This is a genomic window from Sedimenticola selenatireducens DSM 17993, assembly GCF_000428045.1.
Taxonomy (GTDB): Bacteria; Pseudomonadota; Gammaproteobacteria; order Chromatiales; family Chromatiaceae; genus Sedimenticola; species Sedimenticola selenatireducens.
On sequence record NZ_ATZE01000037.1, the window covers coordinates 1 to 14395 of the forward strand.

The 14395-nt window shown below is 56.1% G+C and carries 14 protein-coding genes; 1 reads left to right on the forward strand and 13 read right to left on the reverse strand.

Annotated features, from left to right (window positions below):
• Positions 1 to 376 precede the first annotated feature (376 nt).
• Entirely contained in the window at positions 377 to 1168 is a 792-nt protein-coding gene (locus A3GO_RS0118500; RefSeq protein ID WP_245621786.1) for a cytochrome c, read from the forward strand.
• Positions 1169 to 1260: 92 nt separating this feature from the next.
• On the opposite strand, the gene A3GO_RS0118505 is transcribed toward A3GO_RS0118500, so the two are convergent.
• The 13 genes from A3GO_RS0118505 to A3GO_RS0118565 all read right to left on the reverse strand — a co-directional run bounded on the left by A3GO_RS0118505 (position 1261) and on the right by A3GO_RS0118565 (position 13847).
• Positions 1261 to 1800: a thermonuclease family protein gene (locus tag A3GO_RS0118505; RefSeq protein ID WP_029134668.1), complete on the reverse strand. Its 540-nt coding sequence runs from the start codon at positions 1798 to 1800 to the stop codon at positions 1261 to 1263.
• Positions 1801 to 1842: 42 nt separating this feature from the next.
• Entirely contained in the window at positions 1843 to 2037 is a 195-nt protein-coding gene (locus A3GO_RS0118510) for a protein nirD (protein ID WP_037375993.1), read from the reverse strand.
• An 18-nt stretch (positions 2038 to 2055) separates the two neighbouring features.
• The gene (locus A3GO_RS0118515) at positions 2056 to 3606 is read right to left on the reverse strand and encodes a nitrite reductase (protein WP_029134670.1); all 1551 of its coding nucleotides are present in this window, start codon (positions 3604 to 3606) and stop codon (positions 2056 to 2058) included.
• Positions 3603 to 4766 carry a heme d1 biosynthesis radical SAM protein NirJ gene (nirJ, locus tag A3GO_RS24530; protein WP_037375994.1) on the reverse strand — a complete coding sequence of 388 codons (1164 nt, stop codon included), beginning with the start codon at positions 4764 to 4766 and terminating at the stop codon, positions 3603 to 3605. Before nirJ ends, A3GO_RS0118515 begins: the two co-directional genes overlap by 4 nt.
• A gap of 14 nt (positions 4767 to 4780) precedes the next feature.
• On the reverse strand, positions 4781 to 5284 hold the full coding sequence (ahbB, locus tag A3GO_RS0118525) for a siroheme decarboxylase subunit beta (protein ID WP_029134671.1): 504 nt from the start codon (positions 5282 to 5284) through the stop codon (positions 4781 to 4783).
• Positions 5285 to 5340: 56 nt separating this feature from the next.
• Positions 5341 to 5796 carry an Lrp/AsnC family transcriptional regulator gene (locus A3GO_RS0118530; RefSeq protein ID WP_245621787.1) on the reverse strand — a complete coding sequence of 152 codons (456 nt, stop codon included), beginning with the start codon at positions 5794 to 5796 and terminating at the stop codon, positions 5341 to 5343.
• Positions 5793 to 6269 (reverse strand): siroheme decarboxylase subunit beta, encoded by a 477-nt coding sequence (gene ahbB / locus A3GO_RS0118535; RefSeq protein ID WP_029134673.1) that lies wholly within the window; start codon positions 6267 to 6269, stop codon positions 5793 to 5795. Before ahbB (A3GO_RS0118535) ends, A3GO_RS0118530 begins: the two co-directional genes overlap by 4 nt.
• Positions 6260 to 6784 carry a winged helix-turn-helix transcriptional regulator gene (locus A3GO_RS0118540; RefSeq protein ID WP_157606876.1) on the reverse strand — a complete coding sequence of 175 codons (525 nt, stop codon included), beginning with the start codon at positions 6782 to 6784 and terminating at the stop codon, positions 6260 to 6262. The genes ahbB (A3GO_RS0118535) and A3GO_RS0118540 overlap by 10 nt, the downstream gene beginning before the upstream one ends.
• 1 nt (position 6785) lies before the next feature.
• The gene (locus A3GO_RS0118545) at positions 6786 to 7964 is read right to left on the reverse strand and encodes a cytochrome D1 domain-containing protein (RefSeq protein WP_029134675.1); all 1179 of its coding nucleotides are present in this window, start codon (positions 7962 to 7964) and stop codon (positions 6786 to 6788) included.
• On the reverse strand, positions 7961 to 8284 hold the full coding sequence (locus A3GO_RS0118550; RefSeq protein WP_029134676.1) for a c-type cytochrome: 324 nt from the start codon (positions 8282 to 8284) through the stop codon (positions 7961 to 7963). Before A3GO_RS0118550 ends, A3GO_RS0118545 begins: the two co-directional genes overlap by 4 nt.
• Before the next feature lie 259 nt (positions 8285 to 8543).
• Complete coding sequence (locus tag A3GO_RS0118555; protein WP_157606877.1) at positions 8544 to 8894, reverse strand: plastocyanin/azurin family copper-binding protein; 351 nt, start codon at positions 8892 to 8894, stop codon at positions 8544 to 8546.
• Between the two features lie 387 nt (positions 8895 to 9281).
• Positions 9282 to 12110 carry a NapC/NirT family cytochrome c gene (locus tag A3GO_RS0118560; RefSeq protein WP_029134678.1) on the reverse strand — a complete coding sequence of 943 codons (2829 nt, stop codon included), beginning with the start codon at positions 12108 to 12110 and terminating at the stop codon, positions 9282 to 9284.
• Positions 12111 to 12218: 108 nt separating this feature from the next.
• A complete protein-coding gene (locus A3GO_RS0118565) occupies positions 12219 to 13847 on the reverse strand; it encodes a cytochrome D1 domain-containing protein (RefSeq protein WP_029134679.1) in 1629 nt (542 codons plus the stop codon).
• Between the last annotated feature and the right edge of the window lie 548 nt (positions 13848 to 14395).

Below are 14395 nucleotides of genomic sequence, written 5' to 3' on the forward strand. Positions count from 1 at the left end.
AATCAAAGGTCAGAGCCAGGAAAAGGAGGAAGAAAAACGCAGAACCACCGTAAAAGATGTTCCGCGCCATAGTTTTTGTGAAGGCCTGGGCCATTAGGGTAACTCCTATGCGGTGCGAATAAGCAGGCAGATTAAAAGACAAAGCGGTTAGGTGGGGCATTGACCTTAATCAAGTAGGGCAAATATCCGACTATTTTTGTAAACTAATCCGTTTAAACAGAAGGGATATTTCGCTAAATCCGGCAGGTGCAGGATTGGCCCGGAAAACTTATACGTAGATGTTTAGGGTATAGTAAGTATCCATTGTGGATAGTATCCGGGTAGGCAGATGATGGGACAAAAGAGCAGTTTCTGGTTGATAGCCGTAGGGTTTTTAATGATCACAGGCAGCGGCGTCGCCGCCGAGAAGTATTTGCCGCTACCGCCGGCCAGTATTGCCCAGTGGTACAAACCGCAAAACGATCGTCAGGTCTGGCTCCACACCATGTTCAGTCTACGGCGTGAGATGCAGGCGGTCACTGAATATGCGGCAGCGGGCGAGCAGGCGCTTACCCAAAAATGGGCCGAACGCTTTACTGGCAATTACCTGAAAATCGCCGAGATGGTTCCCGAGTGGAAGGATGAGCTGGAGTATCGCTGGCTTGAACGTTTGCGGTCGGCGGCAGAGACGGGTGATGGCGAGGGTGTTGAACTGGCGTTGCGCAAGATCGGTCAAGGCTGTAAATCCTGCCATCGTGAATATCGGGCGGTGACGGCGATCCTCTACCGGACCCCTGATTTCAGCAAAATCATGATAAAAAAACCGACCGATGAATCGGCGGACAGTTTTGCAGATGTGATGGAAGAGCTGTCGTCCCTGATCAACCGGATCAAGATTGCCACGGACGACAGCCGAGAACAGCAGGCGCTTGCGTCACTGGAACAACTGCGGCGCAGACTGGATGACCTGGGTGAGGGTTGTTCAGCCTGTCACAATGATCCGGCGCCACGGGAACGTTTCCTGGGAAAGCTCACCCGCGATGCGCTGGAAGATCTGGAGCGGGGATTGAAACAGGGCGATAAAAAGCTGGCGGGACGTTCACTGGGCGGCGCGGCGGTCTACGCCTGTGCCCGCTGCCATGCGGTGCATCGGTCGCCCTATGATATCCGCGAGACACTGCTGCCCTGAGCTGGTTTTTTCCGGATAGAGGATGGTGAAAAAGCTTGGCCCATCCGCTATCCGAAATACACGACAATTGGTGGCCGAGGTGTTGGTCTGGCTTACAGGCCGCTCCAGCGGAAGGTTTCAGAATCATGAGAACCCCAGAGTCCGCGCTTTTCACTTTGTGCTCTTAGCTGTAGTGCGGATAGCTCGGCCTTGATCTCCTGGGCAATGGATGATTGCTGCAGCACGATGGCGTAGCCGTCCGTCACCATCGCCGCATTCAGGGAGTGTTTATCCTTATAGACAAAGACCGGTATCCGGCCATATCTGTCGCTCGCTGCCAGATCTCCCGCTACTTCCACCTCGTCACCCGGCAAAATCAGCTGTTTGAGGTGTGCTGTTGCTGCGTTGCCCAGTGCCAGCAGGGTATCGGCTGACAACCCGGTGCGCTCCAGGTCCCTGGTCAGTTTCGGATTCGCCTGATCCTCCGGTGCGTCGATACCGGCAAGCTGTAACCGCTTGATCTCTCCATCAACCTGAATCGTGATGGTATCCCCATCCTCCACTGCCACTAGCGGGTAGCGGGTGCCCTCCTGGCTCAGGGCGATGGGACTCAATGCGATCAGGCTGACCAGTAGCAGGATGTGCTGTTTCATGATTTATGTTTCTTGGTGGTTGATTAAGGGATGGCTGGATGACTAGCGGGGCAACCAGAGGGCGAAGAACAGGCAGAATGCCGCTACGCCGATCCAGAACAGGACAAACCGCAGCCGGGCGCCTGAACGATAGCCTCGGGTCTGAAAGTGGGATACGGCGCCACAGTGGGGACACTCGGCCACGTCGCCGGCGATTTTCTTGCCGCAGTAGAGACAGTTGACCTGAGTATCGCCCATCTGAAAATCTTTCCCGATCTAATGGCTGGTGCCCGCCGAGCGGGTCAGCTTGTTGTGCACATTGTATTTGCCGGATGGTTTTTTCATCGGCAGGCGTTTGATCTCTTTGAAAGTGTTGGCGTCGTAGACCACCAGTGCGCCGTCATCATCCCAGATGCTGACCAGGGCATATTTGCCGTCCCGGGTGAATTCTACATGGGCGGAAGTCTTGCCGGGGGCCGGTTTCAGGGTCTTGACGATCTCCAGAGTCTGCTTGTCGATGACATGCATCCGGTCTTTGTTGGGGCCAAAAAAGACATCCACCCAGGCGTAGGGGCTCTGTTCATGGCTGCGCATAAAGAAGCCGGGGCCATCGGTCTGGATCTGCTTGACCACTTGCCAGGTTTTGGTGTCGATAATGGACACCTGACCCTCCTTGATATTGGGTGTGGCAAGCACGGTGCGGCCCTGATAATCCCAGGTGATCCCTGAGCTGAGGTGGGGCATGCCGGGTAGCGCCACATTGGCTACGGCCCGTTTCAGATCCAGATCCACCACCTGACCCGAACCGTTGCGGGTGCTGCCGATGATCTGGTCATAGTCCTGGGTCATGAAGAAATCGTCCAGATAATCCTTGACCCGAATGCGCCGCACGGCAAACGGCTGCTCCTTATGGGCGTCGCCCGACTCCTTGTTGTAATCGTGCACCCAGCCGGAGAAACCGGCGGGCGGCTCGTCCAGATAGCTGATTTCCCACACCTCCGGAATATCCTTCATGGCCGCCACAAAGCTGTTGCGGGGATCGGCCGTGTACACCGCGCTGACCCGGGAGCTGACGCCGTTTTCATCCTTCGCCTCGATCACCTTGATCGGCGAGAGGTCGCGGGCGTCCAACACCGTGAGGGTGTGGGGTAGATAGTTGGCGACAATCACATAGCGGCCGTCATGGGACACTGCCAGATTACGGCTGTTGATGCCGGCGCGTACCTCGGCGACATAGGTCAGGTTGAATACATCGAACTTGCTGATCCAGCCGTCGCGGGAGGCGAAATAGATATAGCGTCCGCCATCCGCCCATTTGGGGCCACCGTGCAGGGCGAAACGGGTGGGCAGGCGGTGGATCGGCTCGAAAGTGTCGCCATTGAGCAGGGTAGCGTGATGATCGCCCAACTCCACCACCATGAACAGGTTGTCGATATCGGCATCAAACAGTGGCTTGTCCGGCAGAGACCCTGGTGGATGGTAAACCAGTTGGCTCGCCTTGATTTGGGCCATGCCCCAGACTGGCACCTGCTCCAGCGGGGTGTAGACCAGATCCACCAAAGACTGGATCTGCTCCGGCTGCAGCTTCTCCCTGAAGGCCGGCATCTGGGTGGCGGCGCGGCCGTTCTGGATGACCTGAAAGGCGTTCTGCTTGCGCAGTCGCTTCAGGTTTTCCGGCAGTAGGGCCGGGCCCATGATGCCCAGCCGGTCAACGCCGTGACATTCGGCGCAATGCTGTTTATAGAGTGCCTCGGTGTCGGCCATGACCAGTGTGGAGGCAGTGGCCAGCAGGACCAAGGATATAAGTGAGGTGAAGAAACGGTTCATTTTTCAGCATGAGCCCGTTGGGTAATGCCGATCTCATCGTCCGTCAGGTAACAGGCAGGGTCCTCGGCCCAGGCGTCATTGCTGAGCTGAAGGGCGCGTACCCGGGTGTTGCCGCCACAGATATCGAAATAGGCGCATTCACCACAGCGGCCGCCGACTTTTCGGGGCGAGGCCTTCAGGCCCGCCATGATCGGATCGGAGGTGTCCTGCCAGATATCCGAGAAAGGCCGCTCCTTGACGTTGCCCAGATTGTAGTGCCACCACATGGTGTCGGGATGCACATTGCCCTGGTTGTCGATGTTGGAGATGTTGACCCCGGAGCTGTTGCCGCCCCACTGGGCCAGTTTGGCGCGTATGTGGGCAGCTTGTTGCGGATAGTGCTGCGCTACCCAGTGCAGCAGAAAGACCCCGTCGGCATCGTTGTTACCGGTGACGAACTCAGTGTGCTTCCCCGCCTGTACATCGGCCAGTGCACGTTCGAACAGCAGCTCCATGGCCCAGCGGGTGGTCTGCAGGAACACGTCGGTCTCGCGGTTCTTGTTACCGCGACCGGCATAGTTAAGATGGGAGAAGTAGAATTTATCGACTCGCTCCCGGTCCATCAGCTCCAGCAGTTGCGGCAACTCGGGGGCGTTGTCCTGGGTCATGGTGAAACGCAGGCCCACCTTGATATCCCGGTCACGGCAGAGCCGCAGGCCATGCATCGATGCCTGGTAGGAACCCTCCTTGCGGCGGAACTTGTCATGGGTCTGTTCGATGCCGTCGATGCTGATACCCAGATAATCGAATCCGACCTCGGCGATCCGGTCGATATTCGCCTCGTCGATCAGGGTACCGTTGGTTGAGAGGGCGGTGTAGAACCCCATCGCCTTGGCACGGTGGGCAATCTCGAAAATATCCGGCCGCATCAGCGGTTCGCCACCGGAGAGAATCAGTACCGGCACGCGAAACTGTTTCAGGTTGTCCATTACTTCGAACACCTGATTGGTGTCCAGTTCGTTGGGAAAATCCTTGTCGGCCGAGATGGCGTAGCAATGCTTGCAAGTGAGATTGCAGCGGCGGATCAGGTTCCAGATCACCACCGGGCCGGGCGGGTTACGCTTGGGTCCCAGGGGTTTGGGATCAAGAACCTCTTGCATGAACTGTGTGATGCGAAACATGGCGTACCTGGAAGCTATTTGTCGGAAACGAGGCGCAGGCCTGTTTTTTTGAGGATGCGGGAGCTGTAGAGAATCTCGTGTCCCCGGTTGTCATCGCCCAGTAGCTCGGCGATCTTTTCCACTTTCTGTTCGACCTCCTGCCGGTCCTTGCCGTGGACCATGGCAAACAGGTTGTAGTTCCATTCCGGCTGGTGTCTGGGACGCTGGTAGGCGTGGCTGACAAAATCGAGATTGCCGATCAACTTACCGTAGTGGCCAATCTTGTCGTCCGGGATGTCCCAGACGGTCATGCCGTTGCCCTTGAAGCCGAGGGTATAGTGATTCGGCACCGCGCCGATGCGACGAATAATCCCGTTCTCCAACATGCGCTGGAACCGCCGCATCACCTCCTCGCTGGTACTACCCACCTGAGTGGAGATCGCGGCAAAGGGTTCCGGCACCAGGGGCAGCCCAGACTGGGTGGCGACGATGATTCGTCGATCCAGGTCATCCAGCGTGGTTGATTGTGTTTCTGTCATGAATAACAAACACTCTATTGCCTGTGTAACGGGGCGGATGGGTCTGTTCCGCAGCGCTAGACTTCGAACTTCAGTCCGATAAAAAATTCCTGCAGCTTGGGCATATTGTAGACCCGGAAACCGGTGCGCCGTTCGATCTCCTCCAGGACGGAACCGATCCGCTCGGGGGTTTCCGTGGCCAGCACGAACCACATATTGAAGGCATGATCCCGAGCGTAGTTATGGGCTACTTCGGGGAATGCATTGACCTGCTCGGTGACCTGGTCGTACTGCTCCTCCGGGATGCGCATGGCGCAGAGGCTCAGCCCTCCACCCAGACGTTCGGCATGATACATGGGGCCGAAACGCGAGAGCTGTTTCTGCTCCAGCATGCGCTCAAGCCGTCGGATCAGCTCCGACTCCGAGATACCAATTATTTCCGCTGCTGCCTGGTAGGGGCGTTCACAGATCGGGAAGCCGCCCTGATAGCGATTCAGGATGGCACGGTCGATACTATCCAGCTCACGGTTCATTGATAGCGGGCTCCGCGCTGCTTGAAACGTCGGCCACTGAACAGCACTTTATGGGGGATGTCCGCCAGTCCTTCGCTGCCGACCAGCCGGTCGATATAGGCAAGTACCTTTTCACGCTCCTGTCCGTGGATCATGCAGAACAGGTTGTAAGGCCAATCGGGCAGGCGGCGAGGGCGCTGATAACAGAGCGTGATGCAGTCCAGTGCGCCGAGTTTCTCGCCCACCTCATTCAGTCGTTCATCCGGTACATCCCAGACCACCATGGCGTTGGCGGTGTAACCCAGTTCATGATGACGGACCACAATGCCGAGGCGCTTGATAATGCCGCTTTCCAGCATCGCATCGATACGCTGGATCACGGTTTTTTCATCGAGTCCGATGCGTTCACCGATCTCGGCGTAGGGGTGGCTGGTGAGCGGCAGTCCGCCCTGAATTTCGGCGATCAGCCGGTAATCCTGCTCGTTCAGCACCATAGCGGGAATCCCAGGTCAATGTGGAACTGCTTTTCCAGTGGCAGGTAGAGGATATCGTAGCCGGTTTCCCGTTCCATCTCGTCCAGTACCTGCTCCAGTCGCTGCTGATTTGGGGCGGTGACGACAAACCAGAGATTGTAGCTGTCCTCGCGTTCGTAGTTGTGATTGACCTCCGGATAGGCGCTGATCTGGTCGGCAACCGCCTCCAGTAGCGCCTCCGGTACCGCCATTGCCGCCAGGGTGCTGGCGCCGACCTGTTTTGGTTTGAACACCGGACCGACACGACTGATCACGCCCAGCTGCTGGAGGCGATCAAGGATCTTCAGTACCAGGGCCTCACTGGTGCCCAGCCGCTGTGCGATGTCCGCATAGGGGGTGGGCGACAGGGGGAGCCCTTTTTGATACTCGTTCAGCAGTCGTTTCTCAAGATCGTTCAACGGTATAGCGTCCTTGGTACGGTTCTCTCGCCGGGGCTGGGTGATGGCCTGCTTGATGATCGGTGCCGGAGTTGCCATTTCAGAGTCCTGTGGTATGTGCACGCGAAGTGAAAAAGATACCGCTGGGATTGGCCGCCGGCAGTGTGTGGATCAACTCCAGGCTGCGGGTATCGTACACCTGGAGTTCATTCTTGTCCCGGATGGAGATCCACACCTCCTCTCCGCGCGGGGCAAACTCCATGTGGAGGGCGCCCTTGCCCGGTTTGAGCGTCTTGATGACCTGCAGGCTTTCGGTATCAATCACCTGGATGGTGTCATTGTCGGGGAAGGCAAAATTGACCCAGATCTGCCGGCCATCGGGTCGCGCCATGACGAACACCGGTTGCCCGTGAACCGGGATCTTGGTCACTGGATTCCATTCGCCACGCTCCACCACCAGTACCTGGTGGTGCCCAACACCCGGCAGGAAAGCGCGATTCCCGGCCATCGCCCAACCTTCCAGGTGCGGCATTTTATAGACCGGCAGCTTCTGTTCGCCTTTTCCGTAGTCTTTCAAAATCAGTCGCGTGCCCTGTTCGGGATGCCACAGATCCAGCAGGGCAAGGCCGTCCTGTCCAAACAGTCCGGCAATATAATAACGGCCGTCCCTGGTGATCAGGCCATCGTAGGGAAGTTGGCCGATCTGCGTGTGCTTCTGGATGGCCGGGTTGGCCGGGTCGGTCATGTCCACGATCCAGGTTTCGCCGGTGTCGTAGAGACTGAACACAAAGCGCTGGTCGGTGGCGTCAACCAGACCAACGGTCTTGGATCTCTTCTCGCTGTTGACCGGTGTGGACGGAATGTCGGCAACCAGGCTAAGGTCGCTGGCCGAGAAGATTTTTACCCCACCCGGTTCGTAATTGGATACCGCAATCAGGTTGCCGTCCTGGGAGATGGCGCCGCCAATGCTGTTGCCACCCTGAACAATACGATGGGTAATGCTGCCGCACAGGATATCTATCCGTGTCAGTCCACCGTCCCGGCCAAAGATATAGGCATAGCGCTCATCCGGTGAATAGACAGCTGATGCATGGGAGAGGTCTCCCAGGCCTTCAATCCTGAACAGGGATTTATGCGCCCGGCGATCGAGTACCTGTACACTGCCGTCCGCCCGCTCGATCACGATGCCCATATCGCCCGTACCACGGGTCAGGCAATCAGCGGACGCCTGGCCTGAATAGAGTAGCAGTGCCGAGAGCAGATAGCGGATTAATCTCATGGACGGATACCCTGTTTGAGTTGTTGGGCCAGCCAGCGGGCTTCATGTTCGGAAATAAAGGGACGCCAGGGTGGCATGGGTGTTCCCGGTCGGCCCTGAATGATGGTGAGGGCAAGGAAATCAATCCCGTAGGGTGCCAGCCTTTGTGCGGTAAGGGCCGGTCCCAGCCCGCCCTCCAGGCGCATGCCATGGCAAGATCCACAATCATGTTTGAGCAGATGGAGCAGTTCAGTCTGGCGCTGGAGCGGGACTTCAGCAGAAACAACAGAGCCTATTCCGGCAAGTAGGATGGCGGTAATGGCAACGATAATTCTTGTCATCAAGGCTCTCGGCGTCTGTTGGCAACGAATCTGACAATGGTCTCAACGCCCGAACCGCCCGTTTTTGTTTAGTCTGGAAATCGGCCCTACGGCATATCACTGGATTGGCAATGTAGCAGGAGTGGAGCCGGGTGAGCATTGACCTCCGTCAAATGTCAACAGTTGATAATTCAATGACTTAGGTAGGTAGTTTTTTTATTCCCCAAGATATGGATCCCTGTGGGGGGTGGGGCAAGCATGGCGTGACTATAATCTGCCGTCACTCGACAGTGACGGTGCCAGTCATCTCTGGATGGGGGCCGCAATGGTAAGAATAGACCCCCGGCTTGTCAAAAGAGCGCTCGTAGGTCTCTTCAGGGAAAAAATAGGCCGGTTCGGGGTCTCCCGCCTGTTCAAACCAGACACTGTGGTATTGCCGCTTCTCTCTGTTGGTCCAGCGTATGGCAGTACCAACCTTGACAGTGATTTCCTGAGGGATGAACTTGAAACCCTGAATCTCGACTTCCGCCGGTGTGCTACCGCCTGCATAAACACCTGTGCTGGCTGTAAGTAATATGGCGGTTATCAGGTTGCTTCTTTTTGATATCCATCGACTGTTTTGGGAATACATGACCATGTCCTAAATGTTTGCTGATTTTCGGGATCGGCGCTTCCACTTAAAGAATATTAGGACAAAATGACAGATACCGTAAAAGTATCGTATGTTTTTTTCGGTTGTACGCGCCGGCCTTGGTAAAGCCGCTCCCGGCCATCCTTCGGCTCTGGCTTCCTCGACAACCGGTTCCCGACGTTGTCTACCACCGCCATCCTTGGCGGTGTGCTTCGCTCTACCTCCTCCATCCCTGGAGTCGTGGCCTCCGCGGCATAAGTCCATCCCTGGCAAAGCCGCTCCCGGCCATCCTTGGCCTCCGCGGCATAAGTCCATCCCTGGACAAAAAAACGCGCCACTCTGGCGAGTGACGCGTTCAAGGGTGCTGCGTTTATAGCTTATTGTTAATTACTGTTTGATGGCGTTGATCTCCACGCCATCTGAGTCGTTGTCGAATCCGAGCTTGTAGCCGAGGCTGACATGGTGGAAACGGGCGTTGCTGAAGTCGTCATGAATGGCAAAGCCGAAGTTATATACCTTGTCCGTATCCAGGCTGATGTCCCCCGCCTTGTCTGACTTCAGTTTCCGCTTCAGGGTGACCACCCAATTGCCGGCTTCCTGTGCCGCATTGACCTCGAAACCCTGACCACCGGTCATCATTCGCTGTTCCAGGATATAGCCATCCTCGGTCTCTCCCTTGCCCGACTTGAAGCGCAGGATATCCATGAACTGATGGGCATCCATAGCGGCCTTTATATCATCGGCGGACTTCAGCTTGTCCCAGCCACCCCGCTTCTTGCCCCTTCTGCCTTGGACTTCGATACTGCTGCGGCTCTCTTTCAGGTATTTGGTAACACCGGCTTTGAGATCAAGGACCTTGGCGGTATCGCTGGCGGCGATAGCGTCCGCTTCCGGCCTGTCCGGCATGCTGTTGGCATCCTCATGACAGGTCTGCCAGCAGCCGGCCCGATCGGCAAACTCCACATCATCGGTGGCAAGCATCAGCGCCAATTTCATCGGGTTTTCCGGGTCCATCTTTCCACCCTCGGCGAAGGGTACCGGGGCATGTTCGCCTTCCGGCCAGCTAAACCGCAAATAGAGGTTTTCACTATCGTGGGTTGATTCCACGGTTACCGGGATACTGCCGCGTTTACCGGGGATCGGGCTGGACTCGGCCTTTTCTCCGCTGACCATTTTCTGGCCCATGTCGGCGGTCTCTTTGTCATGACAGGTGACACAGCGGTCACCGCCCTTCAGGAAGGGACGGGCACCACCGTGATCCTTACCAGTCATGACCCATTCCATCGAGGTTTCACCGGGGTAAAACAGGGTGATGTCGCGGCTGCCCGCCTTGCTCCAGTCCACCTCGATAGCTGAACCCGTGGCCGCCTTACTGGATGTTGCTGCGGCTTTGGTCGGTGCTGCAGCAGCCACCGACTTGGCCTCACGCTTCACGGCATTCACTTCCGCTGCTTCGTTGTCCAGGCCGAGCTTGTAGCCCAGGCTGACATGGTGGAACCGGGCATTGCTGTAGTCGTCGTGGATGGCAAAACCGAAGTTATACAGCTTGCCGGCGTCGATGTTGATGTCTCCCGGCTGGTCGGATTGCAGCTTCCGTTTCATCTCAACCACCCAGTTATTGCCCTCTTTGCGGGCATTGGCCTGGAATCCCTGACCACCTTGCATATAGCGCTGCTCCAGGATATATCCATCCTCGGTTGTTTCTGTTCCCGATTGGTAGCGCAGCAGGTCCATGAATTGGTTGGCCTTCAGCGCCGCAGCTACTTCATCGCTGCTCTTCAGCTTGTCCCAGCCGCCGCGTTTTTTGCCGCGCCTACCTTGGACTTCGATACTGCTGCGGCTCTCTTTCAGGTACTTGGTGACGCCTGCTTTGAGGTCCAGGGTCTTCGCCACATCATTTGAAGCCAGGGTGTCTGCATCCGGTGCGTCGGGCATAGTGCGGGCATCTTCGTGACAAGTCTGCCAGCAACCGGCCCGGTCGGCGAACTCCACATCATCCGTTCCCAGCATGATTGCCAGCTTCATTGGGTTGGCGGGATCCATTTTGCCACCCTCGACGAACGGAACCGGAGTGTGCTCGGTATCCTCCCACTCAAATCTCAGGAAAAGGTTTGATCCATCATGGGCCGCCTGGATGTTGACCGGGATGCTGCCACGTTTGCCCGGGATGGGAGTGGACTCGGCCTTTTCACCGGTGACCATCTTTTTACCCATGTCGGCGGTCTCTTTATCATGGCAAGTGACGCAGCGATCGCCCCCATTCAGGAATGGACGCGCACCACCATGATCCTTACCAGTCATGACCCATTCCATCGAGGTTTCACCGGGGTAAAACAGAGTGATCTTGCGTCCTGGTACATCGCTCCAGTCAATGCCTACACCGGTTGCCGGTGCGGCGCCTGTTTTGCCTGCGGCGCCTGCACTCTGGCCGGCCAGGGCGGCAGTAACGGCAGCCTCAATGCGCGCCTGCTCTGCTTTTTTTGCGGCCAGCTTTGCTTCGCGTTCTTTCTCTTTTTCCGCCTTCTCAGCTTCAGCTGCGGCGGCTTCTTTGGCTTCGACCCGCTTCAGTCCCTCGGCAAATATTTCAGGAACCGGACGTATGAAGTCTGGATTGGGCGCCTCGAGTTTCTCAAGTTCTTCATCGGTCAACAGGTTGCGAACCGGTTTGTGCGCAATTCCCTTATGACAGTCGATACAGGTCTGACCGGTTTCAAAGGCGTTCATGTGCTGGTTTCGTGCACGTGGACGCTGAAATTCGGGGTTCATTGATTCGAAGTTATGGCAGTTACGGCACTCACGTGAGTCCGTTTTCTTCATGGTGTTCCAGACCCGTTTGGCCATGGTCAGGCGTTGCTGGTCAAACTTCTCCGGGGTATCCACCGTACCCATAATCTTGTGGTAGACCTCGTTGCTCGCCTGGATCTTGCGAACCATCTTGTGCACCCAGGGATCAGGAACGTGGCAGTCGGGGCAGGTGGCCCGGACGCCAGTCCGGTTGGAGTAGTGGATTGTCGGTTTATACTCCTCGTAGACGTTTTCCTCCATCTCATGACAGCTGATACAGAAATCGAGGTTGTTGGTGGCTTCCATTGCGGTATTGAAGCCGCCCCAGAATATGATGCCGACTATAAAGAAGAGTAAGGCGCCCGCTACTGTGGTGCCTAGAATGATCCGGCGAGACATCAAGCCCGGTTTTTTTGATTCCTGAACCGCCATCTTTTTGTTTCTCCAGGTACAGAAGAGAAGAGTGAAGTTTTTATTAAAAAAGCGGGTATGGAGAGTGCTCCATACCCGCTTTTGGACTAGCTCATACTACATCCGCAATCAGGTGACGTGATTCACGCGGTTGTGGACATTGAACTTGCCGGTCGGTCCGAACAGACCTTTGACGCGTCCTTTCTCTTCGAGGGTCTTGGCATCGAAGATAATGATCTCGCCATTGGCTTCTTTACTGTCCTTACGATTCCATACCGAGGTCCAGACTTCGGAACCGTCGTTATTGAACTCGATGTGAACCGCTGCGTAGCCCGGTTTGTCGGTCAGACGAATGGTCTTGACAATCTCCCGGGTCTTCTTGTCGATGACCTGGATGGATTGCTGAACCTCAGGCTCCGGATGCTTGGTCTGGTCGGCCCAGAAGTAGTCGCTCTTCGGATGGGTACGAATGAACAGACCCGCACCGTCGGTTTCTACCTCATAGCAGACCTTCCAGGCCTGGTCCTTGTGACCGGCTGGATCATTACCCCAGACAGTGACCTTGCCTACACCCAGGTGGGTGGTGCCGCCAACCGGTCCACACTTGGGATCGTTCCAGTTTGCGCCAGGACCCGGATGTGGAAGTTTGTCGACATCGATCAATGCCTCCAGTTTCTGGGTGTCGGTATCGACGACTACCATCTTGTTTGAGGCGTTGGCGGCGATCTGGAAATAACGACCGGTGGGATCGAAGAAACCGTCATGCAGGAACTTGGCGGTATCCATCTTGGTGATCTTCAGGTTGTCGATATCGCTGTAGTCAACCTGCCACATCTGGCCCAGTTCCTTCATGGAGACCAGCCAGCTGGGGTGGTTGGGGGTATCGTAGATAGCGGCCACGCGAGACTCGTTGACATATTCGCCGTCAACATTCACGCCACGGGCGGAAACGACCTTCAGCGGCTCCATGGTCACTGCATCGGCAATCACGAAGTGTGGAGGCCAGTAGCCGCCACCAACCACGTACTTGCCATCACCGGAGACGGCGACGTCACGGGCGTCATAAGCGATCTGTACTTCGGCAACCTTCATCTTGTCCGGGGTCTGCCACAGGTCGATCTTGGTCAACTTGCCGTCACGGCCCTGGGTGTACCAGAAACGGCCGGGGTTCTCTGCATGCAGGACTTTGCTATGCTCGGCGGCCTTCAGTACGTGTACCGCATAGCCGGTGGGGATATGGGCAACCACCTCTTTCTTGTCGCCGTCGATGACAGCAACCTTGCCGACATCACGCTCGATCACCAGGAAGAAGTTCTCCCAGTTGCGGCCGTGCAGCGGTTTGGTCGGGTAATCCTTTGGTTCAACAAAGACGTGATGACGTTCTTTCATCAGTGCCAGGGACATCTCAGGTGGAACAGGTGGTTCCATCTGGATATAGGTGGCCATCATCTTGATCTCTTCTTTCGACATGATGTCGTCGAAGTTGTTCATGCCACCCTCAGTACCGAACTGGATGATCTTCTCAAGACGTTCTTGTCCCAGTTTCAGGGTGTTCTTCGGCTCCAGGTTTTTACCGGTTGCACCTTTACGTAGGGTGCCGTGACAGCCCGCACAACGCTGGAAATAGGTGGTCTTTGCTTGCTCAAAGTCCGCCTCGGAGAGAGTGGGTTCTGCTGCAGAGACGTTGACGGCAACGCCTGATGCAGCCAGGCCGACGGCCATACCGAGAGCAGAAAGGCTGAAGTTGGTTTTTTTCATCTAGTAAATCCCCATCAATAGCTATTGATATGAGTGAACGCGGAAGTGATGTCCGCGGCGGTATATTCCCGAGTCGCTACGATCATATATACGGCTGGAAACTTCTTTGACCTTGGTCAAAGAGCGGTATTTACTGCGGCCGAATCATACGTTCAAGGCTCTGGGTATAATTGTATGGCTGACTATTTATGCCGTGGTGATTATTGCATGATTCTGCTTGATGTGCATAAAAAAACAATATAAACAATGGCTTATATGCTTCGTGCGTTTGAGGTGAGAAGTATTTGGATCAGGCGGTTGGCTGTTATTCTGGTTTGATTTCCTATCAGTGATCTTGTTGATCTGGATCAATAAAAACATCAATCCGTAGCCACTTTAATGATGGCTTGTCCCTGTTGCCGGTACTTGATAATCAGGTGAGGGATGTTGGCTTTTTGGGCGGCCTCAATAGATAAGGCCGGCTCCAGGAGCCGGCCTTAAGGGGGGAGGGGGAACCCCTCCGGAGGATGTTGGTTAAGCGTCGGCGACAACCGCCTCGGGCTCATCCT

Bases quoted from the DNA above. Each gene is read 5' to 3' on its own strand.
- A3GO_RS0118530 (WP_245621787.1), bottom strand. From the start codon at position 5,796: ATGAACCGTGAGCTGGATAGTATCGACCGTGCCATCCTGAATCGCTAT.
- ahbB (WP_029134673.1), bottom strand. From the start codon at position 6,269: ATGGTGCTGAACGAGCAGGATTACCGGCTGATCGCCGAAATTCAGGGC.
- A3GO_RS0118510 (WP_037375993.1), bottom strand. From the start codon at position 2,037: ATGGGCGATACTCAGGTCAACTGTCTCTACTGCGGCAAGAAAATCGCC.
- nirJ (WP_037375994.1), bottom strand. From the start codon at position 4,766: ATGTTTCGCATCACACAGTTCATGCAAGAGGTTCTTGATCCCAAACCC.
- A3GO_RS0118515 (WP_029134670.1), bottom strand. From the start codon at position 3,606: ATGAACCGTTTCTTCACCTCACTTATATCCTTGGTCCTGCTGGCCACT.
- A3GO_RS0118560 (WP_029134678.1), bottom strand. From the start codon at position 12,110: ATGGCGGTTCAGGAATCAAAAAAACCGGGCTTGATGTCTCGCCGGATC.
- A3GO_RS0118555 (WP_157606877.1), bottom strand. From the start codon at position 8,894: ATGTATTCCCAAAACAGTCGATGGATATCAAAAAGAAGCAACCTGATA.
- A3GO_RS0118545 (WP_029134675.1), bottom strand. From the start codon at position 7,964: ATGAGATTAATCCGCTATCTGCTCTCGGCACTGCTACTCTATTCAGGC.
- A3GO_RS0118505 (WP_029134668.1), bottom strand. From the start codon at position 1,800: ATGAAACAGCACATCCTGCTACTGGTCAGCCTGATCGCATTGAGTCCC.
- ahbB (WP_029134671.1), bottom strand. From the start codon at position 5,284: ATGACAGAAACACAATCAACCACGCTGGATGACCTGGATCGACGAATC.
- A3GO_RS0118565 (WP_029134679.1), bottom strand. From the start codon at position 13,847: ATGAAAAAAACCAACTTCAGCCTTTCTGCTCTCGGTATGGCCGTCGGC.
- A3GO_RS0118550 (WP_029134676.1), bottom strand. From the start codon at position 8,284: ATGACAAGAATTATCGTTGCCATTACCGCCATCCTACTTGCCGGAATA.
- A3GO_RS0118540 (WP_157606876.1), bottom strand. From the start codon at position 6,784: ATGGCAACTCCGGCACCGATCATCAAGCAGGCCATCACCCAGCCCCGG.
- A3GO_RS0118500 (WP_245621786.1), top strand. From the start codon at position 377: ATGATCACAGGCAGCGGCGTCGCCGCCGAGAAGTATTTGCCGCTACCG.